This is a genomic window from Microvirga sp. Mcv34 (assembly GCF_024519725.1).
Taxonomy (GTDB): Bacteria; Pseudomonadota; Alphaproteobacteria; order Rhizobiales; family Beijerinckiaceae; genus Microvirga.
Genome location: NZ_JALJRK010000002.1, coordinates 173,257 through 196,717, shown reverse-complemented (window position 1 = coordinate 196,717; position 23,461 = coordinate 173,257). Strand labels below are relative to the sequence as shown.

The following is a 23,461-nucleotide window of genomic DNA, read 5'->3' as shown; positions in this document are numbered from 1 at the left end:
CACGATGAGTGAGACGTTGCTCGATATCCGTGGCTTGAAGACGCATTTTCACACGTTTGGCGGCTTGGTCAAAGCCGTCGACGGCGTCAGCTTCCAGGTCGACAAAGGCGAAGTCGTTGGCCTTGTCGGCGAGTCAGGCGGAGGCAAGTCGGTGATCGGCTTCTCGATCCTGCGCCTGATCGATCCCCCCGGCCGGATCGAAGCCGGCGAGATCATTTTTGACGGCGAGGATCTCACCAAGAAGAGCGAGGAGGAGTTGCGCACGGTGCGCGGCGGCGAGATCGCCATGGTCTTCCAGGACCCGATGACGTCACTCAATCCTGTTTACACCATCGGCCGCCAGATGGACGAGATGCTCCAGCTCCATACGGATCTCGACGCGTCCGCGCGGCGCAAACGCTGTATCCGCATGCTGGAGGATGTCGGCATCTCCGAGGCGGAGAGCCGTCTCGACGCGTATCCGCACCAGTTCTCCGGCGGCATGCGCCAAAGGGTGGTGATCGCCATCGCCCTGCTGGCCGGGTCGCGTCTGATCATTGCCGACGAGCCGACGACGGCGCTCGACGTGACCGTACAGTCCCAGATCCTCAAGCTGATGCGCCGCCAGATCGCCGAGCGCGGCGCCGCGATGATCCTGGTCACGCACGATCTCGCAATCGTGTCCGAGATGGCCGACAGGGTCGTCGTCCTCTATTGCGGCAAGGTCGTCGAGCGTGGACGCACCGAGGACGTCATCTCCCATCCGGCCCATCCTTATACACGCGGCCTTCTCGACAGCATTCCCCGCATCGCGGACCGCCAGCGCCGGCTCCAGCAGATCCCCGGCATGGTGCCCGACATCCGCAAGCTCGGCGAGGGCTGCAGCTTCCGGGACCGATGCAGCCGCGCGCAGCCGCTTTGCGCCGAGAAAACGCCGGAGCTTCTTCCGGTCCGACACTCGCTGGACGCCGCCTGCCACTACCCGCTCAACGAGGCCGAGGCATGACGACACCTGTTCTGGAGGTTCGCAACCTCGTCAAGACGTTCCACGTGGGAGGTGGCCTGTTCGAAAGGCTGCGTTTCGAGAAGGGGCGATTCTCCGCCCCGCAGAAGATCCTGCGTGCGGTCAACGGCGTCAGCCTGTCGATCGCCCCCGGAGAGGTGATGGCGCTGGTGGGCGAATCCGGCTGCGGAAAATCGACCGTCGCCAAGACCATCGCACGGATCTATGAACCGACCTCCGGCGAGATCCGCATCGACGGCGAGGATGTTTCGCATCTGGCATCCCGGCAGATGCGCCCGGTCCGGCGAAAGCTGCAGATGATCTTCCAGGATCCCTACGCATCCCTCGATCCGCGCCAGCGGGTGAAGGACATCGTGATCGAGCCCCGGCGCGCCCAGGCCGGACGGGCGATGAGCCGCAAGTCCCTGGAAGACGAGGCCGTAGCCCTGCTGGCCCGGGTCGGACTCAATGCCGAGCAGGCCAACCGCTATCCCCACCAGTTCTCCGGCGGCCAGCGCCAGCGCATCGGCATTGCCCGCGCTCTCTCCGTCCGTCCGAAGCTCATCATTGCCGATGAGCCGGTATCGGCGCTCGACGTGTCGATTCAGGCTCAGATCCTCAACCTGATGATGGATCTGCGCGACGAATTCGGCCTGTCCTACCTGTTCGTCTCCCATGACCTCTCGGTCGTCCACCACATCGCCGATCGAATCGGCGTGATGTATCTCGGCTTCATGGTCGAGACCGCCAGCCGAGACCAGCTGTTCAGCCGGCCGAAGCATCCCTATACGAAGGCGCTCCTGTCGGCCGCGCCGACCATCGACAAGGCACTGCGCAAGCCCGAGATCGAGATCGCCGGCGAGGTGCCGAGCGCCCTGCGCCTGCCCCAGGGCTGCTGCTTCCGCACGCGCTGCCCGTTCGCTTTCGACCGCTGCGCCGTCGAACGCCCTGCCTTGCGGCAACAGCCCGATGGCAGCTCCGTCGCCTGCCATCTTTCCGAGTCAACGGCCTGAGCCGGGAGCCCATGATGAATTCTGCTGTCACGATCGTCCAGCCACGCCTCCGGTTGGAGGATCCCCACGACTGTACCGACGCGAACGACATCCTCGCCGTCTTCGACGCGATTTACGACGGGCTCGTCCGCTACGGCCGCGATGGCGGATTCGTTCCCGGATTGGCGGCCGAATGGCGAGCCGATCCGGAGGCGCGGCACTGGACGTTCACGCTCCGTGACGGGCTGACCTTTCATGACGGCAGCCCCTGCGATGCCGAAGCCGTGTGTCTTTCCCTGCGCCGCATGGCCCGCCCGGATAAGGGTTATACGCTCGGCGCCCCCGGCGTGTGGAACCAGTATCTCGGCGATGCGATGATCGAAGCCGCAGACCGTCTGACGCTCGACATCCGCCTGTCTCGTCCCATCGCGGACCTGCTCGATATCCTGGTCTACGGATATGTGGTCGCCCCCTCGGCGCTTGCGCGCTATGAATCGGGCGACACGAAGATGCCCGTCGGAACCGGACCCTACCGGGTGACGGAGGTGATCGACGGCCAGGAGATTCGACTGGAGCGGTTCGAGAACTGGCATGGGGAGCGCCCAGCCAACGCGGCGATCCGTTTCAGGCTCGAACCGGATGCCCAGAAGCGGCTGACCCTGCTGCAATCGGGTGAGGCGCAGGTGGCAAACAGCCTGGACTTTCGCGCCTCGAAGGAATTGGAGGCGCGGGGCGATTGCACGCGGGTCGTGTTCCTTGCCCCGGTGTCCATCATCTATCTCTTCAACGCGGCAAGTGGACCGCTGTCCGATCCGCGCATCCGGCGGGCGCTCAATCTGGCCGTCGACCGGAAGGCGTTGATCGAGCAAATCGTGCATGGCGCCGCGCGGCCGCTGACGGGCTTCGTGGGTCCAGCGCATTTCGGAAGCGATCCGACCACGGATGAAGGCCCTGACCTCGACGAGGCGCGCCGCCTTCTGGCGGAAGCCGGATATTCCGACGGACTGGTGCTGGAGGTCGATTGCCCGACACGCTTGCCCGATGAGGCTCAAGCCCTGACGAAGGCGGTCGCAGATCAGGTTTCCGCCATCGGCGTGTCGCTGAACATCCATCTCCACGAGGACCGTGAGGCCTATGCTCACGGCGTCCGTCTGAAGAAGGTGCGTGACATGTGCGTGTTCGATTCGAGCCCCTTGAGCACGTTCCGCGTGCTGGCCGAGAAGATCGACGCGCGCGTCGCGGGCTCCTGGTGGCTGGGCTATCACAACGAGGCCGTCGAACAGCTGCTCGATGTGGCTCGGCAGACCTCCGACGATGCCGCGCGGGAATCCATCTATCGTCAGGCGTACCGGCACCTTCAGGACGATCCGGCCTGGCTTTACCTCTACAATCCGCTGCGGGTCACGGGCCTCGCGGGCTCTCATCCCGACTGGCGGATGCGGCGCGACGGTGTGCTCGACGTGGCGGCCTTGCCGGCCCTCGCATATGCGGAGCGGTCGATTTGATCGGCCAGGCAGAAATGATTGTTGAACGCAGCCGCCAAGCGGCATGACCATCGAGGCAGGAATGACGAGACTGAATGAAGACGCGAAGGGCGTCTATGTGATCGCGCTCACACCGTTCACCGAGAACGGAGCGCTCGATCTCGAAAGCACCGACCGCATGGTCGATTTCTATCTGGATCGTGGAGCGACCGGACTGACGGTGCTGGGCATGATGGGCGAGGCCCAGAAGCTCACCACGGAGGAATCCCAGACCTATGTCCGGCGCATCCTGAAGCGTGTGGGTGATCGCGTCCCGGTCGTGGCGGGCGTGTCGGCCCCTGGCTTCGCCCAGATGAAGGCGCTGACCGACATGGTGATGAGCGATGGGGCGGCAGGCGTCATGATCGCGCCCCCGTCCTCCCTGCGCAACGATCAGCAGATCGTGACCTATTACAAGCAGGCTGCCGACCAACTTGGTGACGTCCCCTTCGTGCTGCAGGATTTCCCGCTGGCGACCAGCGTCACCATTCCGGTGTCGGTCATTCAGGCCATCATCGATCAGATCCCGACTTGCGTCTGTCTCAAGCATGAGGATTGGCCGGGCCTTGCGAAGATCACCGCCCTGCGGACGATGGCGGAGCAATCCGGCGGGCGGCGCATCTCTATTCTCTGCGGCAACGGCGGCATGTTCCTGCCGGAAGAGATGGCGCGCGGCGCAGACGGCGCCATGACGGGGTTTGCCTATCCGGAGATGATGCGCGACGTCGTGCATCATTGCAACGCGGGCGACCCGGAACGTGCCCAGGACCTGTTCGAGGCCTATCTGCCCCTCGCCCGCTATGAGCAGCAGCCCGGCCTTGGACTGGCGATCCGCAAATACATCATGGCGAAGCGCGGAGCGATCGCGTCACCGGCCCTGCGCAAGCCGGGCGGGGAGCTCTCCCGTGACGATATCGCCGAGGTCGAGCGGCTCATCGCCCGCCAGACCCGGCGACTGGCGGATCTCGCCTGAACGTCGAGGGATGCCCATTGCGGTCTTCGCGCGATGGGCATCGAGACCGCCTCAGCTGTTGTGCGGCGCGGGCCGGGCATAGGCCGACAGCTCACGCGCCAGGATTTCACCCCGGCCCTTCTCGCCGACGATGGCGCCGGAGTTTGAGACGACCTTTCCTCGCAGCAGCGTCATGACGGGCCAGCCCGTCACCTCGAAACCCTCCCAGGGTGTGTAGTCGGATCCGTGGTGAAGAATATCCTGGCGAATGGTCTCCTTCCGCTCCGGATCCCACAGGACGATATCGGCATCGAAGCCGATGCCGATGGAGCCTTTCCTGGGATAGAGGCCATAGAGCTTCGCATGATTGGTGGACGTCAGCTCCACGAAGCGGTTGAGGGAAATGCGGCCTTTCACGACGCCTTCCGAGAACAGGATCGGAAGGCGCGTCTCCACGCCCGGGATGCCGTTCGGAACCCACCGGAACGACGTTCTGGATTTCGGGTTCAGCTTGCCCGCCGGACTGTTGAACAGAAACGGGCAGTGGTCGGATGAGAAGGTCTGGAAGATCCCGTTGCGCAGACCCTCCCAGATCGCCTCCTGGCTCTCCGCATCGCGCGGTGGCGGAGAGCAGACGTATTTTGCGCCGCTCATGTCCATGTTGAGGTCGCGCAGGTCATCGGCCGTGAGGGTGATGTATTGCGGGCAGGTCTCGGCATAGACCTTCAATCCACGCGTCTGCGCCCATCGGATCTGCTCCATGGCCTCGCGGCCTGACACGTGGACGATCATGACCGGAACGTCCACGAGCTCCGCATGGCTGATCGCCCGATGCGTCGCCTCCCGCTCGACGATCTCGGGCCGGGAGACGGCGTGATAATAGGACGACGTCTTGCCCTCGCGCTCCAGCCGCTCGGTCATGTACCGAATGGCGTCGTAACCCTCGGCATGGACCATGACGAGAGCGCCCTCCCGGCGCGCGACATCGAAGACGTCGAGGATCTCCCGGTCCCGCAGAACCAGGTCGTCATAGGTCATGAAGATCTTGAAGGAGGTATACCCGTCCTTGATGAGGGCGGGCAGCTCCTGACCCAGCACCTCCGGCGTCGGGTCCGAGATGATGAGGTGGAAGGCCGTGTCGACATAGCACTCGCCCTCGGCCTTGCGCCTGTATTCCTCGACGGCGGCGCGCAGGGAGGTGCCCCGTTCCTGGAGGGCGAACGGCAGAACCATCGTGTTGCCGCCGGCGGCGGCGGATGCCGTCGCCGACGCGAAGTCGTCCGCCATCGTCACCTCGGGCCCGGAGGGCTGAGCGATATGCACGTGGCTGTCGATCCCGCCGGGCATGACCAGAAGGCCCGACGCATCGATCACCCGTTTCGCCTTGAGCTCCCTGCCCAGCGTGACGATCTTGTCGCCGAGGATGCCCACGTCGCACGGGATGGTATCGGATGCGGTCACGACCGTGCCGCCGACGATTGCGAGATCGAGTTCCATGGCTTGGCTTCTCCTCAGGCCAGTGCGCGATCCAGGCTGGCGATCAGACGGCTGACCTCTTCGACCGTATTGTAATGGACCATCGACACGCGCACGACACCATTGCGGTCCGCGAGACCGAGGGCCTCGATCAGCCGGCGCGAGTGGAAGTCGCCGTGGCGGATCCCGATCCGGTCGGCGTCGACCGCCTTCACGATCTCGGCCGAATCGCGACCGTCGACCTTGAACGCGATGGTCGGCACGCGACCGTCCGGGGTGCCATGGCGCCGACCGATAATCCGGACGTCGTTGCGATCCCGGAGATACGCGAGGAGCTGCTCGCCGATCAGGGTTTCGTGCGCGGTGATCTTTTCGAAGGCCGCGTCGATGGCGGCACGGTCACCGGACTCGCCTCCGAGGCGATCGAGGTAATCGACGATCCCGGCGGAGCCCCAAGCCAGCTCGTAGTTGGTATTGCCCGGCTCGAGCTTCATCGGCACCTTCTCGCGCCCGTAGAAGTAATGGTAGAGCCCGTCGAGTTCGAGCAGATTGTCGTACTTACCGTACATCACGGCGAAGTGGGGCCCGTAGGTCTTGTAGAAGCTGAAGATGTAATAATCCACGTCGAGATCGACCACATTCACCGCCCGGTGGGGAGCATAGGCAACGGCGTCGACGACGATCTGGGCACCCCGCTCGTGCACGCGGCGCGCGATCTCCTTCACCGGATTGATGGTGCCCAGGATGTTCGAGGCGTGCGTTACGGCGACGAGCCGGGTCCGCTCGGTCATCAGCCGGTCGAGCTGATCCAGGTCGATCTCGTAGCTGTCCCGGTCGATGGTCCATTCCTTGATGACGATGCCCCGCTTCTCCAGGGACCGCCAGGGACCGATATTCGATTCATGATCGAAGTTCGTGACGACGATCTCGTCACCGGGCTTGAGCCGGCCTTCCATGGCGCGCGACAGGAATTGAGCGAGGACGGTGGTCGAAGGTCCGAGAACGATTTCCTCCGGCCGAGCCGCGCCCAGGAGCCGTGCGATCTTCGCGCGCGATTCCATGAGGCGGTTCGTGGCTCGCTGCGAATGCTCGTAGCTGGCGCCGGTCTGCACGCTCGTGGTCAGGAGATAGTCGGAAATTCGCTCGGCGACATTGCGCAGGACGAGGGAGCCACCCGCATTATCGAAATAGGCGAAACCGTCCGCCAGTGCGGGAAACTGGGAGCGAACGAAGGCGAGGTCGAGAGACATGGAGACACCTATGCTGCGGAGGGTTGGATCGAGCCGACGCCAAGCGGCTCATGAAGGTGATGGAGAATGCAATCCTCGGGGGAGCCGCGCTCCCACATGAACATGAGAAAGTCGCCGTCATCACCAATGGCCGCGATGGGCGCGTGCCAAAGGTTGCGGGCGTAGTTGACACCCTCCCCCCGATGGCCGACGAAGGCCTCCGCACGGGCCAGATCCGGCAACCCCGCCCGGTCTTGCGGCGCGACGACGATCAGGAAGCGCTCTGCCGAGAGGGCAACGAAAGTCTGTGACGAGAGGGGATGGCGTTCGAAGGTCATCAGCCGCATCGGCAGCGGCCCGCCCTGGGCCCGGTAGACGGCGAGCACGGGTTCGCCGTCGGGAGACGTGTAATCGAAGCGGGCTTCGGTGTCGACGCGCAAGGCCCGCCCGTCGTTCACGAGGCGGCTGCGGTCCTGGTCGAAGAACAGCATTTCGCCGAACGGGCTGAAGGCGGATGGCGTCAAGCGCTTGGGCGAAAGTGTCTGCACGGATGCAAAGGCCTAATGTGACAGGACAGCCTGAAGGAAGCTTCTGAGGCGCGGATCGCGCGGCGCGTTGAAGATCTCGTCAGGCGTCCCCTCCTCGACGATGCGTCCGCCGTCCATGAACACAACCCGATCGGCAACCTTGCGCGCGAACCCCATCTCGTGAGTCACCACGACCATGGTGACTCCGGTCTTGGCGAGCTGCTGCATCACGTCCAGCACCTCGCCCACCATCTCCGGATCCAACGCGGAGGTCGGCTCGTCGAAGAGCAGGACCTTCGGCTCCATGGCGAGCGCCCTGGCGATACCGACTCGCTGTTGTTGTCCGCCGGAGAGTTGCGCAGGATATTTCGCCGCCTGATCCGCGAGCCCGACCCGGGCCAGGAGACGCCGCGCGCGCTCCTCCGCATCCGCCCAGGACAGGCCGCGGACGCGGACGGGGCCAAGCGCAACGTTGCGGAGCACGGTCATGTGCGGGAAGAGGTTGAAGCTCTGGAACACCATGCCCACCTCGATAAGCGTGGCGCGCTTGCGGCCGCGCCCGACCTCCGCCCCATCGACGACGATCGCTCCGGCATTGTGCTCCTCGAGCTGGTTGATGCAGCGGATGAGCGTGGACTTGCCTGAACCGGAGGGGCCGATGATCACGACGATCTCACCCTCCTTGACGCTAAGGTCGATGCCGTGCAGGGCCTGGAACATCCCGAAGGTCTTAACGACGTTGTTCATCTCGATAATCGGGCGCGTCATCGTCCCCTCACTGCAAGTCGCTTTTCAAGGATCCCGACGAGGCGCACGAGCGGCAGCAGGATCAGGATGTAGATGACGGCCGCGCTGATGAGGGGCGTGGGATTTGCCGCCAGCGCCTGGGCCTGGGTGGCCTGCTTGAGCAGGTCCGGCATGGCCACGACGGATGCGAGAGCCGTGTCCTTCATCACGTTGATGGAGTTCGACGTGATCGGCGGGATCACGATCCGCAGCGCCTGCGGCAGCACGACGTCGCCCATGAGCCGCCACGGGCTCAGGCCCAAGGCGTGGGCGGCCTCGAATTGCCCCTTCGGCACCGCCTCGATTCCGGCCCGGAAGATCTCCGCGGAATAGGCGGCGGATACGAGGCTCAGCGCCGAGGTAGCTGCGGCGAAGGGCGACAGTCGCAGCCCGACGAAGGGCAGCGCGTAATAGATGACGACCAGCAGGACCAGGATCGGGATCGAACGGAAAACATCGATATAGGCGATGGCCACCTGCCGCAGGGGCGATTTCGCATAGAGACGGACCAGCGCGAGGACCAGACCGCCGATGAACCCGAGGATGATGGCCGTGACGCCCAGGGCCAGCGTTGTGGTCAGGCCCGACAGGAGCAGCGGAAGAGTTTGGACGAAGACCTTCCAGTTCAGGAAGGTGTCGAAGATTGACATTATGGAAAGCGCCTCAGCATTCGTGACGAAGCCGAGCGCCCGACAGATCGTGCCGGACGCTCGAGCAGAATTGCAGATCAGAGCTTCGGCATATCCATGACCTTCACGGTCGTCGAATTCGGCTCCGCCTTGGCGCCGAACCATTTCTCGTGGATCTTCGCCAGGGTTCCATCCTGCTTCATCTTGGTGATTTCGGCGTTGACCTTTTCCCTCAGCGGGCTGTTTTTCGCGAACATCATCGAATACTGCTCGCCAGTCGGGATGCGCTCCACCACCTGATACATCGGCTTGTCCTTGATGTAGTACTGGACGGCCGGAATATCGCTGATATAGCCGTCGATCCGGCCCGCCGCGAGGTCGAGCATCGCGGGCGACAAGCCCTCATAGCGGCGGATATCGGAAAACTTGTACTTCTGCTGGTTCTGCGTCGACCACATGTCGCCGGTCGAACCTGTATCGACCGCGGACACCTTCCCGGCCATTCCCTCCAGGTTCTTGATTCCCGAATTCGCCCGCACCGCCAGGGACTGGTCGCTGTCGTAGTAGGGCTGCGCGAAGGACACCGATTCCAGGCGCTTCTTCGTGATCGTGATCGAGGAGATGGCCGCATCGACCTGACCCGATTGAACGGCCGCGAACAATCCGTTGAACGGGATGTTCACGAACGACACGTTGATGTTCAGGCGCTTGCCGACTTCCTTGGCGAGGTCGACCTCGAAGCCGACGATCTCGCCCTTCTCATCCTGGAACTCCCAGGGAACATTGCCGACATTCGCCCCGACCTTCATGTCGGCCGCGGAGGCCATGGACCCTGCCGATATGGCCAGCAGAGCGGTTAAGGTGACGGCGAATGCACTGCGCCGAGTAGGTTTGACTGACATCTCGTCCTCCAACTTGCACGCCGGACCCATGGCCGACGTTCGATTCCCTGCTGGTGCTCGGCGCCCTTGAAAACCACGTGGGCGCCCGTCATATTGGCCAAACTGGTCTTACCAATCTGACCAGTTGATCGTGCAGCGATCCTGACGCATGGTCAAGGCTAAATGTGCAGCCCGGCTACAATCGTGGTTGTCTGCAGGGGTGCGGCTCGATGCCCAAACGCTTTCGCCGTGTGAACCGGGGGGATGAACGATGACGGGTGATCTGGTGAACCTTTCGGGATTGGAGCTCGCGGATCGCACTCCCGTTCCTCGCGGCATCGTCGAACAGATCCAGCGCCTGATCCTGAAGGGCGGCCTCAAGGCCGGCCAACGTCTTCCCTCCCAACGGGAGCTGGCGGAGCAGCTTGGGGTCAGCCGGCCGTCCGTACGGGAGGCCTTGACCGTGCTCGAAACGATGGGGCTCCTGACGGTGCGGGCGGGCAGCGGGGTGTTCGTCGCAAACTCCAATGCGCGCAGTCCGCTCTGGCGCTACTCGGACCGGTGCACGCCCGCGGATGTTTACGAGGCGCGGCTGGGACTGGAGGGTTACGCCGCCAGGCTCGCAGCCACGCGCATCGATGAAACCGCAAAGGAGCGCCTTAAACGCTGCACAGACGCCATGCATGAGGCGCTCAAGGCAGGCGACGTGATCGGCCTCGCCATCAAGGACACGGAATTCCACGACATGATCTTCGAGCTCTCCGGCAATCCGGTTCTCGCCGCGATGTACCGGCCCGTCCGTGAAATGCTCGTCGAGAGCCAGCGGCTGCCCATGACGCAGTTCGATCGCCTCAACGAAACCGTGCGGGAGCATGACGCGATCCTTGAGGGCATCGCGTCCCAAAATCCCGAGACGGCGGAGAACGCCATGCAGAACCATATCCGCTCGGCTGCCGGTCGATACGGGATCTTGCTCTGAGGCAAGAGACGATTCCACAAGGATGGAAACAGCTCTCTTCAGTGTTTCAACGAACTTTTTGACGGTGAACCGTATCCACGTCACCGAAAAAATCTCTAGATGGCCGCGGGAACCAATGGCTTGCCCTCGGTCGCGAGATGCAGGGACAGGTTGTTGGCGGCGATGCCATCAGCCAATGGTCCATCGGGCGCGCGGTCCGTGACGATGTCCGACAACGTGCTCATGGGACAGACGAGTTCCAGGTGGCGTCGGTTGAACTTTGCGGAATCGAGAAGGAGCACTCCGCGTTCCGCACGGCCGAGCATGGTTCTCTTCACCCAGCACGCCTGGGTTTCCACATCATTCGGCCCTTCGAGGGTCAGACCGCTCGCGCCGATGAAGGCGAGGTCCGCGTTGAAACGCTGAAGGAAGGCGCAGGTTTCCGAACCGTAGACGCCTCGCTCATGCGCCGAGAAATCGCCAGGACAGAAGATCACCCTGATGCTGCCCCGCGGCACGAGAGCATTGGCGACCGCGAAGCTGTTCGTAATCACCGTGATCCGCTCGGCGCCTTCGGCCAGCACATGCGCGAAGCGCGCCGTGGTCGAGCCCGAATCGATCATGACCACGTCCCCTGCCTTCACCAGTTTGACGGCAGCCCGGGCTATGGCTTCCCGCTCCTCGACGGCAAGCGTGTCCCGGTCATGGAATTCTGGCTGGAGACCCAGTTGCCGCCCTGCCGCGCCGCCATAGGTGCGGCTCACCAGCCCGCGCTGGGTCAACTCTTCGATGTCGCGCCGAACCGTCTCTGCGGAAACGCCGAGTCGGCGCGCGAGATCCGACGTCCGCACCGCGGGACTCAGACCCAGTTCAGCGACGATCATCCGCTGGCGTACTGCTTTCTTGCCTTCGGGAAAGGACACGCTTCAAGCCTCCATGCACGGCTAGAAACAGCGTAACCCATCAAAAACTTTGGAACATCCCACAGAAGTATGATTGAACCTCCAACTTCTGTCATCTAGGTTTCACATAAGGCGCCGCTGAGTGCCACAGCAGGAAACGCCGCCCGATGAACGCAACCCCTTTGCAATTCTGCTGCCTCGGACTCGCGGGAGCGGCAGCATGATCCCCTTTCTCAGCTTCCGCCGAGAGAAGCGCGTTCCGTCCGTGCCGAGGTCGACGGCAGGATCAAGACGAAAGGGACACCTCTCGTCACGCCATTGAGCACCGGCTGAAACAAGCCGGCCACATGGCTAAGGAGCATTCGGAGACGGCTTCGCCGGACCGGTGCGTCTTCTCATCCCGGCCAAAGGCCAACGCACTTTCCAATCAGGGTCTCAAGGATCACGCCGATGTCCGAGATTGTCGTCAACGCAGTATCGAAAACATGGGGTGGCGTCGGCGGCGTCGATCGCATCAGCTTCAAGGCCGATGCGGGAACGCTGCTGGTCCTGCTCGGCCCATCCGGCTGCGGCAAGTCCACGACCCTGCGCCTGATTGCAGGCTTGGAGGAGGTCGATTCCGGCACCATCACCATCGGCGGGCGCGACGTCACGCATCTCTCCCCGGCGCAGCGCAACATCTCAATGGTGTTCCAGTCCTACGCACTCTTCCCGCATCTGAACGTGGCCGAGAACATCATCTTCGGCCTGCGCGTGCGTGGCGTCGGTCGCGCGGAGCGCGATACGCGCCTCAAGAAGGTGGCGGATATCGTGGGCCTCAGCAACCTGCTCGAGCGCAAGCCGTCACAGCTTTCGGGCGGGCAGCGTCAGCGCGTTGCGCTGGGGCGCGCCATCATTGCGGAAGCGCCCGTCTGCCTGATGGACGAGCCGTTGTCGAACCTCGACGCCAAGCTGCGCCACGAGATGCGCACCGAGATCCGCAGCCTTCAGCAGCGGCTCGGCATGACCATGGTCTATGTGACGCATGATCAAACCGAGGCCATGACCATGGCCGACCGCGTGATCCTGATGCGCGACGGCCATATCGAGCAGAACGGCGCGCCGCACGAACTCTACAACGAACCTGCGAGCGATTTCACGGCGCGCTTCATCGGCACGCCTCCCATGAACATCATCTCCTGGCAGGACGACGCGGTTCTCGGTGTCCGGCCGGAACATGTCGCACTCGTGGAGAGCGATGGCATTCCCGCGACCGTGAAGGCGGTCGAATATCTCGGTGCGGACAGCATCGTCCTCTGCGACGTGAAGGGCGAAACCGTCTCGGTCCGCCAGAGCGGCTATTGCGCGCTGCCCACCGGCTCGCAAGTCGCGCTCGGATGGCAGAACCGTCACATACATCTGTTTGACAGGAACAGTGGAAAGCGTCGTGCGGACAGCGCCCTGAACCGCTGAGGCTTTCTTCTGCAAGAGCGCAGGCGGCTGTCACATCCGTCGGCGCATGGCTTCCAATACTGGAAGGGGAGGACAATGAAGTTCAAGACGAAAGCCCTGCTCACGGCAGGCCTCATGACGGCGGTTAGCCTGAGCGCCAGCATCGCTCACGCGGTCGACCTTACCATGTATTATCCCGTCGCCGTCGGCGGACCGGTCACGAAGGTGATCGACGACATGGTCCAGAAGTTCCAGAAGGAGAATCCGGACATCAAGGTCGAGGCTGTCTATGCCGGCAACTACACCGACACAATGACCAAGGCCATGACGGCCATGAAGGGCGGCCAGCCACCGCAGCTCTCGGTTCTGTTCTCCACCGATCTCTTCACGCTCATGGACGAGAAGGCGATCGTGCCGATCGACGAGATCCCCGGCGCCGACAAGGAATGGCTCAACGGCTTCTACCCGGCCTTCATGGAAAACGGCCGCGTCGAGGGCAAGACCTGGAGCGTTCCGTTCCAGCGCTCCACGATCGTTCTCTACTACAACAAGGAAGCCTTCAAGGACGCAGGCCTCGATCCCGAGAAGCCCCCGACAACCTGGGCCGAAATGGCCGAGATGTCGAAGAAGCTCGTAAAGAAGGACGCTTCCGGCAACGTGAGCCGCTGGGGTGTGGAAATCCCCTCGACCGGCTACGGCTACTGGATGCTTCAGGCGCTCGCCATCGAGAACGGCCAGAAACTCATGAACGAGGCCGGCAATCAGGTTTCCTTCAATGCGCCCAAGACCGTCGAGTCCCTGCAGTACTGGGTCGACCTGTCGGCGAAGGAAGGCGTGATGCCGAAGGGTGCCGTGGAATGGGGCACCCTTCGAACCGACTTCCTGGAAGGCAAGACGGCCATGATGTGGCACACGACCGGCAACCTGACGGCCGTGAAGGATGCTGCGAAGTTCGACTTCGGCGTCGCCATGCTGCCCGCCAAGGAGCGCCGCGGCTCGCCGACCGGCGGCGGCAACTTCTATGTGTTCAAGAGCGCGTCGCCCGAGCAGCAGCAGGCTGCCGTGAAGTTCATCCGCTGGATGACCGCTCCCGAGCGCGCGGCTGATTGGAGCATCAAGACGGGCTATGTAGCCGTGACGCCCGCCGCCTACCAGACCGACGTCATGAAGACCTATGTCAAGGACTTCCCCCAGGCCACCGTGGCGCGTGATCAGCTGGAGCATGCCGTCGCCGAACTGTCGGTGCATGACAACGGCCGCATCTACAAGATCCTCAACGATGCCGTGCAGGCGGCCGTGACCGGCACGCAGACGCCGAAGGATGCTCTCGACAGCGCTCAGAAGCAGTCCGAACGCGTGCTGAACCGCTACAAGTAACCCAGCCTCGTGCTGCGGCGGCAGGACCGCCGCAGCACATTTTCGACTCCGCAGGAGGAAGCGATGGTATCCGCCGTCATGAGTGCCGCCGAGCCCAAGGCCGCCAGGCGAAGAGACTGGCTGACGAACGTCAATGCCTGGCTTCTCCTGCTGCCCGCCATCGTTCTCCTGGCGGCCTTCACTCACTACCCGATCCTGTCGACGCTCTATCACAGCTTCTTCTCACTGAGCCGTGGCGGCGAGGCCGATTTCGTGGGGTTGGAGAACTACACATACATGCTGGAGGATGACGTCTTCTGGCAGGTGCTGCGCAACAACATCGTGTTCGCTCTGGCCACTGTTCCCACCAGCATCGCGCTGGCGCTGCTCATGGCCGTGTGGGTCGACAAGAAAATTGCCGGTCGCTCCTTCCTGCGACTTGCCTTCTTCACCCCGACCGTCCTGCCGATGATCGCGGTGGCGAATATCTGGCTGTTCTTCTACACACCCGATTATGGACTGCTCGACCAGTTCCTGAAGGGTCTCGGCTTCTCCGGGCATAACTGGCTTGGCGACCCGTCGACCGTCATGAGCTGCCTCGCCGTGATGGTGGTCTGGAAGGAGGCGGGCTTCTTCATGATCTTCTACCTCGCGGCCCTGCAGACCATCCCGCCCGAGCTGAAGGAGGCCGCGGAGGTCGAAGGTGCTGGCCGATGGTACTTCTTTCGGCGCGTGACGCTGCCGCTTCTGATGCCCACCACCCTGTTCATCTCGATCAACGCACTCATCAACTCGTTCAAGCTCGTCGACCAGCTCGTCATCATGACGAAGGGCGGGCCGAACAACGCGAGCTCGCTCCTGCTCTACTACATCTACGAAGTCGCATTTACGTTTCAGGATACCGCCTTCGCGGCGACGCTGACGGTGACGCTGATCACCATCCTGGCCGGCGTCGCCCTGACCAAGTTCGTGTACCTCGACCGCAGGATCCACTACCAATGAGACAGCAAAGCCACTCGGTCGAAACCTTTGCCGCCTGGGCGCTCGCGCTCCTGTGGCTCCTGCCGCTGGCCTACAGCCTGTGGAGCGCGTTCCATCCGTCCGAATATGCAACGCGCTTCGATCTCACGGCGCCTCTGACGCTCGACAATTTCGTGCGAGCCTGGAACCAGGCCCCCTTCGCGCGCTACTACCTGAACACGCTGATGCTCGTGTCGCTGGTCCTCGCAGGTCAGCTGGTCGTTTCGACGCTCGCGGCTTATGCGTTCGCGCGCTTCCGCTTCTTCGGCCGGGAGGTTCTCTTCGCCCTGGTGCTGGTACAGCTCATGATCATGCCGGACGTGCTGATCGTGGAGAATTACCGCGTGATCAGCGCGCTCAACCTTCTGGACACGATCCCGGCCATCGCCCTGCCCTACATCGCCTCGGCCTTCGGCATCTTCCTGCTGCGCCAGACCTTCAAGGGCGTTCCGAACGAACTCGTGGATGCCGCGCGCGTGGAAGGCGCTTCGTCCTTCGGCGTGCTTTGGCGGGTCTTCGTGCCGCTCGGCAAGACCACCTACATCGCCTTCGGCCTCGTCTCCGTGAGCTATCACTGGAACAATTTCCTGTGGCCGTTGATCGTCACCAACTCGGTTGAGAGCCGCCCTCTCACAGTGGGCCTTGCCGTTTTCGGAGCCCCCGAAACCGGCGTCGACTGGTCAGTCATCACGGCCGCCACCGTCATGACGATGGCTCCGCTTCTCCTGGCCTTCCTTCTGTTCCAGCGTCAGTTCGTTCAGTCCTTCATGCGCGCAGGGATCCGCTGATGAAATGCCTGATTGGGACCACCTAGGCCACCGTCCGATCGAAGAGCTGACGACGGAGCGCCGCGCCAGCCCTGTCAATCAGTAGTACCCTTTATGCTCATCGCGTCTGTCCGGCTTGCAGAAGCTCGAACAAGGGCCCGGAGGTGATCATCGGCAGAAGTTCATCCGTTGAAGCGGTGGCGGTCATTTTTCCCCTTGGAGGGTGGGCTCCGCCTCGTTGTTCTGCCCTCAGCGACCCACATAGGCGATCGGCGGATGTCGGTCGGGCGACCTGTTTCGGGTATGGGCCCGGCACCACACCATGAGGCGGTGCCGGGGTTTCGTCTCGGCGCGATCACTGCTCGTGGCGCCCCATCCGCTGACTGCCCCGCAAGCTAACGAGGTTGGTCAGGAACGACCGGGGCCATCGAGGTCAGTACCACCGCAGCGATGCGACTGATCTTATCGGATGATGGTCCTGACGAGCACCTATTTCGGCGCCATCTTGATCGATTTGTCGAGGAACTCGTTGGTGTAAGCCGTGGAGGCTTCGAAGGGCTGCTCGAGGCCGAAATAGGTCTTCACCATCTCGAAGTCGTTCTTCACTCGCTGGTCGTCGAAGGCTCCGAGGGCAGTCGAAGCCGTCGTCGGATCGCGCATCAGTTCCTTGATCCGATTCCACTGATCGCGCTGGTTGGCCTCGTCGAGACCACTGACGCTGGCCATCAGCGCCTTGAGGCAAGGCGCGACGTCCTGCACGCAGGCCGCGAACGCCTTCTGGCTCACCTGAGTGAAGGCCTTCACCACGTCGCGCTTCTTCTCAAGATAGTCGGCATTGACGATGATGGAATTGCCGTAAGGATTGATGCCGATGTCGCGCCAGGCGAGGAAGCTGAGATCGTCGCCGAACTCGCGTACCTTGAGATCGTGCTCGTTGTAGAAATCGCTCGTGATGTCGATGGCGCGGCTCTTGAGGGACGGCACCTTGGCCTGCGGGCTCACATTGACGAAGCTGACCGAGCCGGGGTCGATTCCGACCTGCTTGGCGAAGGCCGGCCACATGATGCGGGACGCGTCACCGGGCGGGTTCCCGATCTTCTTGCCGGGAAAATCCTTCGGACCGCCGATGCCGCTGCTCTTGAGCCAGTAGAAGCCTTGAGGGGAATTGGCATAGACGGCCATGACCGCCACGAGCTTGGCCCCTTTGCCGCGGGCGAGGAGCGATGTTGCGAGATCCGAGATGCCGATTTCGGAAGTTCCGGCGCCGACACGCTGGGCCGACACGCCGGATCCCTTTCCGGTTTCGATCGTCAGATCGATATTGGCCTCGTCGTACCATCCCTGCGATTTCGCATAATAGTATGGGGCATGGTCGGCGGTCGGCACCCAGTTGAGAACCAGGTTGACCTTCTCTTTTCCCAAGGCGCCGACCGGAGCCAGAAGCGCAGCGGCGGCAAGGGCGGCGGACGCAAGTTTGATCATGATTGTTGTCCCTCTAGGTCTCCGGCCTGTCCTGGTGCCGGAGCTCGAAAAAGACTAGCCTTTCAAGCCAACCTAGATCAACTATCAATTAACTGGTTGGTTGATACTTGCGTAGAGGGCCCCATGGCTGATCTCACCCCTTACACCGAAGACAATCCGGCACGTACCGGTAAGCGCGATCCTCAGGCCTCCCGTCAGGCCCTGCTCACCGCGGCCATTGCCGAGTTTGCCGCCAAAGGTCCTGCGGGAGCCCGTGTCGACGAGATCGCGCGCCGCGCCGGCGTCAACAAGCAGATGGTGTATCATTATTTCGGCAACAAGGATGATCTTTTCCGGGCCGCCCTCGAAGAGGTCTATGGCCGGATCCGTGCGCGTGAGCGCGCCCTGAACCTTTCCGATCTTCCTCCTGTGAGGGCCATGGAGAGCCTCGTCGGCTTCTCGTTCGATTACCTTGCAGAACATCCAGAATTCATTGCGCTCCTCAATGACGAGAACCGCTATGGCGCCATGCACCTGGACGGTCTCCGGGAGGTGCAGAGCATGCATCTGCCGCTCGTCGAGCTCATCCGGGACACCCTGCAGCGAGGCGTTCGGGAAGGGCTGTTCCGGGACGACATCGACCCGATCAACCTCTACATTTCCATCGCGGGGCTGTCGTATTTCTTCTTCTCCAACAACCGCACCCTGTCGGCCATCTTCGGCACGAATCTCGGCGAGACGAAAGCCGTCGCAGTCCGCCGCCGCCACGTCATCGAGTTCGCCCTCGGGGCGCTCCGCCCTCTCCAACCATAGTCGCACTTTATCAACCAACCAGATAGTTGATTAGCGGCCTAGGGTGAGCTAGCCTTCCTTCACCTGACGGAAACGGGAGAAGCTTCTCATGACGAGCAGCGTCCAGACTGCCACGGTCCGTGTTGAACCTGCTCCCGGCAAGTTCGTGTCCGCTACCGGCAGGAGGTGGCTCACCATCGCGGCCGTGCACATTGGGATCATCGTCCTCTGGCAGGTGATCGTCACCATTTTCCTGGTCCCCTCCTTCATCCTGCCTGCCCCGACGGCGATCCTCGCCTCCTTGGCCAAGCCCAATTACAGCTGGGTCGAGAACACGCTGGTGACCGCAGCCGAGATATTCGGCGGCTACGCCCTGTCCGTGGTGCTCGGCGTCGTTCTCGCGCTCCTGTTCTCCTGGTCGCGGATCCTGACGCTGCTGGTATTCCCCCTGCTGGTGACGCTCAACATGATCCCGAAGGTGGCCCTTGGTCCCCTGGTGATCGTCTGGTTCAGCTACGGCATCAGCACGAACATCCTGATCACGTTCACGCTCTGCTTCTTCCCGATCCTTCTCACGACGGTGCGCGGCCTGAACGAAGTGGAGCCGGACATTCTCGACCTTGTGCGCTCCCTCAAGGGCTCGCGCTGGCAGGCCTTCCGCTACATCCAGCTTCCGGGCTCCCTGCCCTACATCTTTTCCGGCATGAAGGTCGCGGCCATCCTGGCCGTTGCCGGCGCAGTCGTCGGCGAGTTCATCGCCTCCGAGCGCGGCCTCGGCTACCTGATGATCCAGGTCCAGGCCTCGCTCGACACGCCCGCCATGTTCATGGCCGTCGTTCTGCTCACGCTCCTCGGCATCGCGCTGTACCTCATCGTCATGGTGATGGAGCACCTGTGGGTTCCCAAAGACGCGAGGATGAAATGACTACTTGGCTCGAAGACGGCTCCTGGCCCATGGGGTTCGATACCCCTGAAGACGTGGATGCCTTCATGGCAGTACCGACGCGCGCGCTGGCAAGGGATCTGGCGGCCATCGACGGTGACATCATGATCCTGGGCGTCGGCGGCAAGATGGGCCCGACCCTTGCGCGCCTCGCCCGCAACGCGGCACCCGACAAGCGGGTGATCGGCGTGGCCCGCTTCAGCGAACCGGGCCTGCGCGACAGCCTCGAGGCCCATGGCATCGAGACGATCTCCTGCGATCTCACGGATCGCGCGGCCGTCGAAAGCCTGCCGAAGACGCGCAATGTGATCTTCATGGCCGGGCGCAAGTTCGGCGCTCAGGGCAATCAGGCCCTCACCTGGGCCATGAACGTCCATGTGCCCGGGCTCGTGGCCGAAGCTTTCCGCGAGTCCCGGATCGTCGCGTTTTCGACGGCCTGCGTGTACCCGTTCGTCGGCATCGGCAGCCAGGGCGCGACGGAGGACAGCGTCCTGAACCCGCCGGGCGAGTATGCATTCTCCTGCATCGGCCGCGAGCGGATCTTCGAGCACTTCTCCCAGATCTACAAAACACCCGGCCGGCTGTTCCGGTTGAGCTACGCCATCGATCTTCGCTACGGCGTTCTGTTCGACGTGGCCCAGAAGGTTCGCGACAACGAGCCGGTGGACGTCACTATGGGCCATGTCAACGTCATCTGGCAGGGTGATGCGAATGCCCAGGCCCTGCGGTGCCTGCGCCATGCGACGGACCCGACCAGCCCGATCAACGTGTCTGGTCCCGAAACCACGTCCATCCGCTGGCTTGCGAAGGCTTTCGGCGAGCGCCTCGGAAAAGCGCCTCAGATCGTCGGGCAGGAGGCGCCAACCGCTTGGCTCGTGAACACGGCGCAGGCTTCCGGGCTGTTCGGCTATCCCTCCGTTCCGCTCAATCGCATGATCGACTGGGTCGCCGAGTGGGTCGCCCGCGATCGCCCGAGCCTCGGCAAGCCGACGCATTTCGAGACCCGCGATGGCGCCTATTGAGCACCTCCGTCCACAACCGATCGATGAAGGCCTGATCGAAGGCTGCATGGCCCTGTCAGGGGAAGCCGGCTGGAACCAGCTTCCGGATGATTGGTCCTTCTTCATCGGGCACGGCAAGGTCTTCGCCCTGCTGGGCGATGGCGGGCAGCCCGTCGCCACGGGGGCGACCCTCCCTTATCCGGGCGGGTTCGCGTGGATCGGCATGGTCCTGGTCGCCGCCTCGCACCGGCGGCAGGGGCTCGGCACACGCATCCTCCAAGCCTGCATGCAGGAGGTGCGGAGCAAAGGCCTTGTGCCGGTTCTGGACGCGACACCTGCCGGAGAAACCGTCTATCGCCCCCTGGGGTTCGAGCCTCACTTCGATCTGTCGCGCTGGCAGGGACAAGGCGGCAACACGGGCAGGATGCGTCCGGGAATGAGGCTGCTGCGCGAAAGCGACGTGGCGGCTCTCGTCGCATCCGATGCCGTGGCCTTCGGAGCCGAGCGCCCTGCCCTGCTGACGTCTCTGCTTCGAAGAGCGCCACGGCTCGCTCTCGCGACGGACGACGGGTCAGGCTGCGTGCTGGCCCGGCCCGGAAGGCTGGCGACGCAGTTGGGACCCGTCATCGCCCGGACCGAGACACAGGCTGGGGAGCTTCTCGAGGCCGCGCTCGATCTGGTCGAAGGCCCGGTCTTCATCGACGTGATCGATGCTCACCCGGAGCTCGCGCGTGTGTTGAAGGACAGAGGGTTCTCGATCCAACGGCCATTCCTGCGCATGGCGCAGAACCGTTCGACACCGTTCGGTGATCCCCGCCGGCTCTTTGCCGCCGTCGGACCCGAATTCGGCTAATCATTCCGCCTGCTGAGAGGACGACCCGCATGGCCCTGCACCACTCCCAACTTCCACCGGAGATTCTCGGCATGATCCGCAGGGGCGTCGCCATCCCGGCGCATCCCCTGGCTCTTGATGCTGAACGTCGGTTTGACCGCCGACGGCAGCGTGCGCTGACCCGCTACTACGTCGATTCAGGTGTCGGAGGCCTTGCGGTGGGCGTGCACACGACGCAGTTCGCCATCCGAGAAATCGGCCTCTATGAGCCGGTTCTCGCCGCCGCCATGGAAGACAGCAAGGCATGGGCGGACCGCCCTCTCGTGATGGTGGCCGGCATCTGCGGCAAGACAGAGCAGGCCGTCGCAGAGGCGCAGACCGCCGTCCGTCTCGGCTACCACGCAGGCCTGCTGAGCCTCTCCGCCCTCAAGGGGGCAAGCACCGACGAGATCATCGCCCATTGCCGCCGCGTCGCCGAAGAAATCCCCCTCGTTGGCTTCTACCTGCAGCCTGCCGTGGGCGGCATGTCGTTGGATGCAGTCTTCTGGGAACAGTTCGCCGCGATCGAGAACGTCATTGCGATCAAGGTAGCGCCCTTCAACCGCTATCGGACCCTGGACGTGGTGCGCGGTGTGGTGGCGGCGCGTGCCGAGGAGCGCGTGACGCTTTACACGGGGAACGACGATCACATCGTGCTCGATCTGGTGACGCCGTTTACCGTCATGCGTGACCGGAAGCCGGTGATCGTCCGCTTCAAGGGCGGATTGCTCGGCCATTGGTCCGTCTGGACGCGCAACGCCGTCCGGATGCTGGATCAGCTTCAAAAGGCCGTCGAAGCGGGCCCCCTTGCGCCGGAGATCCTCGCGCTCGATTCCAGAGTGACCGATTGCAACTCGGCCTTCTTCGACGTCGCCCATGACTTTCATGGCTGCATCGCCGGCTGCCACGAGATCCTGCGCCGCCAGGGCCTGCTCGAAGGCATCTGGTGCATCGATCCGCATGAGAGTCTGAGCCCCGGACAAGTGGAGGAAATCGACCGGGTGAGCCGCGACCATGCCGACCTGTCGGACGATTCCTTCGTTGCTGAGAACCTGCACAGGTGGCTGGCATGATGAGCGCTCTTGCCCCGGACCCGACGCGGATCGGGAACGAAACCGATCCGATGATCCGCCTCCGCAATGTGCGCAAAGTCTACCGCACAGGAGGGCACGAATTCGTCGCTGTGTCCGATGTGACGATGGACATCGCGGAAGGAGACATGGTGTCCCTTGTCGGCCCCAGCGGGTGCGGCAAGAGTACCCTCCTTAGAATCCTCGCCGGTCTTCACGATGCCGATGACGGGGAGGTAAGGATCGGGACGAGCGCCTCCACCTTCACGCCGGGGCGCGACGTGGGCATGGTCTTCCAGCAGGCGCTTCTGCTGAAGTGGAGAACCATCCTGGAGAACGTGATCCTGCCGGCGGAAATCCTCGGACTTCCCAATCGGGAAGCGAAGGAGCGCGCTCGCGACCTGCTCAACATGGTCGGTCTGCAGGGTTTCGAGAGCAAGTATCCGTACGAACTGTCGGGCGGCATGCAGCAGCGCGCTTCTATCGCGCGGGCTCTGGTGCACGACCCCAAGCTCATCTTGATGGATGAGCCCTTTGGTGCGCTCGATGCCTTGACTCGTGAGAAGATGAATCTTGAGATGCTGCGGATCTGGCAGCAAAGCTCGAAGACGATCGTCTTCGTGACCCATTCTATTCAGGAAGCCGTATTCCTTGGATCACGCTGCGCGGTGCTAACGGCAGGGCCCGCGCGCATGGCAGACTACTTCGACATCGCGCTGCCTTCGCCGCGCACGCTCGACGTGAAAACAACGGAGCCGTTTGGCGCCTATACCAAGCGTATTTATCATCTTCTCGGGATGGACTGATCGTTTAGCAAACCACTCCCCCCTTTGATTGCGTTGACGTCACGCCCTTGCGTGGTCCGCTCCCGATTTCGCAGTGGCACATGTGAGTTCTCGGCCCGGTGATTCA

The 23,461-nt window shown here is 63.1% G+C and carries 23 protein-coding genes; 15 read left to right on the top strand and 8 right to left on the bottom strand.

The genetic code is table 11. The features are described 5' to 3' along the window. Positions 1-4 precede the first annotated feature (4 nt). From OC446_RS02315 to OC446_RS02300, 4 genes are all read left to right on the top strand, one after another. Positions 5-985, top strand: a complete 981-nt coding sequence (locus tag OC446_RS02315; protein ID WP_262027420.1) for an ABC transporter ATP-binding protein — start codon at positions 5-7, stop codon at positions 983-985. Next, positions 982-1,995, top strand: coding sequence for an ABC transporter ATP-binding protein (locus OC446_RS02310; protein WP_262027419.1), 1,014 nt, complete (start codon positions 982-984; stop codon positions 1,993-1,995). Before OC446_RS02315 ends, OC446_RS02310 begins: the two co-directional genes overlap by 4 nt. Before the next feature lie 11 nt (positions 1,996-2,006). Further along, complete coding sequence (locus tag OC446_RS02305; protein ID WP_262027418.1) at positions 2,007-3,479, top strand: ABC transporter substrate-binding protein; 1,473 nt, start codon at positions 2,007-2,009, stop codon at positions 3,477-3,479. A gap of 61 nt (positions 3,480-3,540) precedes the next feature. After that, a complete protein-coding gene (locus OC446_RS02300; protein ID WP_262027417.1) occupies positions 3,541-4,470 on the top strand; it encodes a dihydrodipicolinate synthase family protein in 930 nt (309 codons plus the stop codon). A 51-nt stretch (positions 4,471-4,521) separates the two neighbouring features. Here OC446_RS02300 and hydA read toward each other — a convergent pair whose 3' ends face one another. The 6 genes from hydA to OC446_RS02270 form a co-directional block, all read right to left on the bottom strand. After that, complete coding sequence (gene hydA, locus OC446_RS02295; protein WP_262027416.1) at positions 4,522-5,946, bottom strand: dihydropyrimidinase; 1,425 nt, start codon at positions 5,944-5,946, stop codon at positions 4,522-4,524. A gap of 14 nt (positions 5,947-5,960) precedes the next feature. Further along, positions 5,961-7,175, bottom strand: a complete 1,215-nt coding sequence (locus tag OC446_RS02290; RefSeq protein ID WP_262027415.1) for a cysteine desulfurase-like protein — start codon at positions 7,173-7,175, stop codon at positions 5,961-5,963. Between the two features lie 8 nt (positions 7,176-7,183). Then, on the bottom strand, positions 7,184-7,702 hold the full coding sequence (locus OC446_RS02285; protein ID WP_262027414.1) for an ureidoglycolate lyase: 519 nt from the start codon (positions 7,700-7,702) through the stop codon (positions 7,184-7,186). A gap of 12 nt (positions 7,703-7,714) precedes the next feature. Then, positions 7,715-8,449, bottom strand: coding sequence for an amino acid ABC transporter ATP-binding protein (locus OC446_RS02280; protein ID WP_315986474.1), 735 nt, complete (start codon positions 8,447-8,449; stop codon positions 7,715-7,717). Then, positions 8,446-9,117 carry an amino acid ABC transporter permease gene (locus OC446_RS02275; RefSeq protein WP_262027413.1) on the bottom strand — a complete coding sequence of 224 codons (672 nt, stop codon included), beginning with the start codon at positions 9,115-9,117 and terminating at the stop codon, positions 8,446-8,448. The genes OC446_RS02280 and OC446_RS02275 overlap by 4 nt, the downstream gene beginning before the upstream one ends. 77 nt (positions 9,118-9,194) lie before the next feature. Beyond that, complete coding sequence (locus tag OC446_RS02270) at positions 9,195-9,998, bottom strand: transporter substrate-binding domain-containing protein (protein WP_262027412.1); 804 nt, start codon at positions 9,996-9,998, stop codon at positions 9,195-9,197. Between the two features lie 250 nt (positions 9,999-10,248). On the opposite strand from OC446_RS02270, the gene OC446_RS02265 reads away from it, so the two are divergent. Then, complete coding sequence (locus tag OC446_RS02265; protein WP_262027411.1) at positions 10,249-10,956, top strand: FadR/GntR family transcriptional regulator; 708 nt, start codon at positions 10,249-10,251, stop codon at positions 10,954-10,956. A 95-nt stretch (positions 10,957-11,051) separates the two neighbouring features. Here OC446_RS02265 and OC446_RS02260 read toward each other — a convergent pair whose 3' ends face one another. Then, entirely contained in the window at positions 11,052-11,858 is an 807-nt protein-coding gene (locus OC446_RS02260) for a DeoR/GlpR family DNA-binding transcription regulator (protein ID WP_262027410.1), read from the bottom strand. Positions 11,859-12,287: 429 nt separating this feature from the next. On the opposite strand from OC446_RS02260, the gene OC446_RS02255 reads away from it, so the two are divergent. From OC446_RS02255 to OC446_RS02240, 4 genes are all read left to right on the top strand, one after another. After that, a complete protein-coding gene (locus tag OC446_RS02255) occupies positions 12,288-13,289 on the top strand; it encodes an ABC transporter ATP-binding protein (RefSeq protein ID WP_262027409.1) in 1,002 nt (333 codons plus the stop codon). Between the two features lie 75 nt (positions 13,290-13,364). Next, complete coding sequence (locus OC446_RS02250; RefSeq protein WP_262027408.1) at positions 13,365-14,645, top strand: ABC transporter substrate-binding protein; 1,281 nt, start codon at positions 13,365-13,367, stop codon at positions 14,643-14,645. A 63-nt stretch (positions 14,646-14,708) separates the two neighbouring features. Next, a complete protein-coding gene (locus tag OC446_RS02245) occupies positions 14,709-15,626 on the top strand; it encodes a carbohydrate ABC transporter permease (protein WP_410054992.1) in 918 nt (305 codons plus the stop codon). Then, positions 15,623-16,432, top strand: coding sequence for a carbohydrate ABC transporter permease (locus OC446_RS02240; RefSeq protein ID WP_262027407.1), 810 nt, complete (start codon positions 15,623-15,625; stop codon positions 16,430-16,432). The genes OC446_RS02245 and OC446_RS02240 overlap by 4 nt, the downstream gene beginning before the upstream one ends. Before the next feature lie 468 nt (positions 16,433-16,900). Here the strand turns inward: OC446_RS02240 and OC446_RS02235 are convergent, their stop codons facing one another. Then, a complete protein-coding gene (locus tag OC446_RS02235) occupies positions 16,901-17,893 on the bottom strand; it encodes an ABC transporter substrate-binding protein (protein ID WP_262027406.1) in 993 nt (330 codons plus the stop codon). Between the two features lie 123 nt (positions 17,894-18,016). Here OC446_RS02235 and OC446_RS02230 point away from each other — a divergent pair, with 123 nt between their 5' ends. From OC446_RS02230 to OC446_RS02205, 6 genes are all read left to right on the top strand, one after another. Next, on the top strand, positions 18,017-18,685 hold the full coding sequence (locus OC446_RS02230; protein ID WP_262027405.1) for a TetR/AcrR family transcriptional regulator: 669 nt from the start codon (positions 18,017-18,019) through the stop codon (positions 18,683-18,685). A gap of 88 nt (positions 18,686-18,773) precedes the next feature. Beyond that, complete coding sequence (locus tag OC446_RS02225; protein ID WP_262027404.1) at positions 18,774-19,589, top strand: ABC transporter permease; 816 nt, start codon at positions 18,774-18,776, stop codon at positions 19,587-19,589. Next, the gene (locus OC446_RS02220; RefSeq protein WP_262027403.1) at positions 19,586-20,629 is read left to right on the top strand and encodes an NAD-dependent epimerase/dehydratase family protein; all 1,044 of its coding nucleotides are present in this window, start codon (positions 19,586-19,588) and stop codon (positions 20,627-20,629) included. Before OC446_RS02225 ends, OC446_RS02220 begins: the two co-directional genes overlap by 4 nt. Positions 20,630-20,675: 46 nt before the next feature. Continuing rightward, a complete protein-coding gene (locus tag OC446_RS02215; RefSeq protein WP_262027402.1) occupies positions 20,676-21,461 on the top strand; it encodes a GNAT family N-acetyltransferase in 786 nt (261 codons plus the stop codon). Between the two features lie 35 nt (positions 21,462-21,496). Next, entirely contained in the window at positions 21,497-22,552 is a 1,056-nt protein-coding gene (locus OC446_RS02210; RefSeq protein ID WP_315986477.1) for a dihydrodipicolinate synthase family protein, read from the top strand. Then, complete coding sequence (locus OC446_RS02205) at positions 22,549-23,355, top strand: ABC transporter ATP-binding protein (protein WP_262027400.1); 807 nt, start codon at positions 22,549-22,551, stop codon at positions 23,353-23,355. Before OC446_RS02210 ends, OC446_RS02205 begins: the two co-directional genes overlap by 4 nt. Positions 23,356-23,461 lie beyond the last annotated feature (106 nt).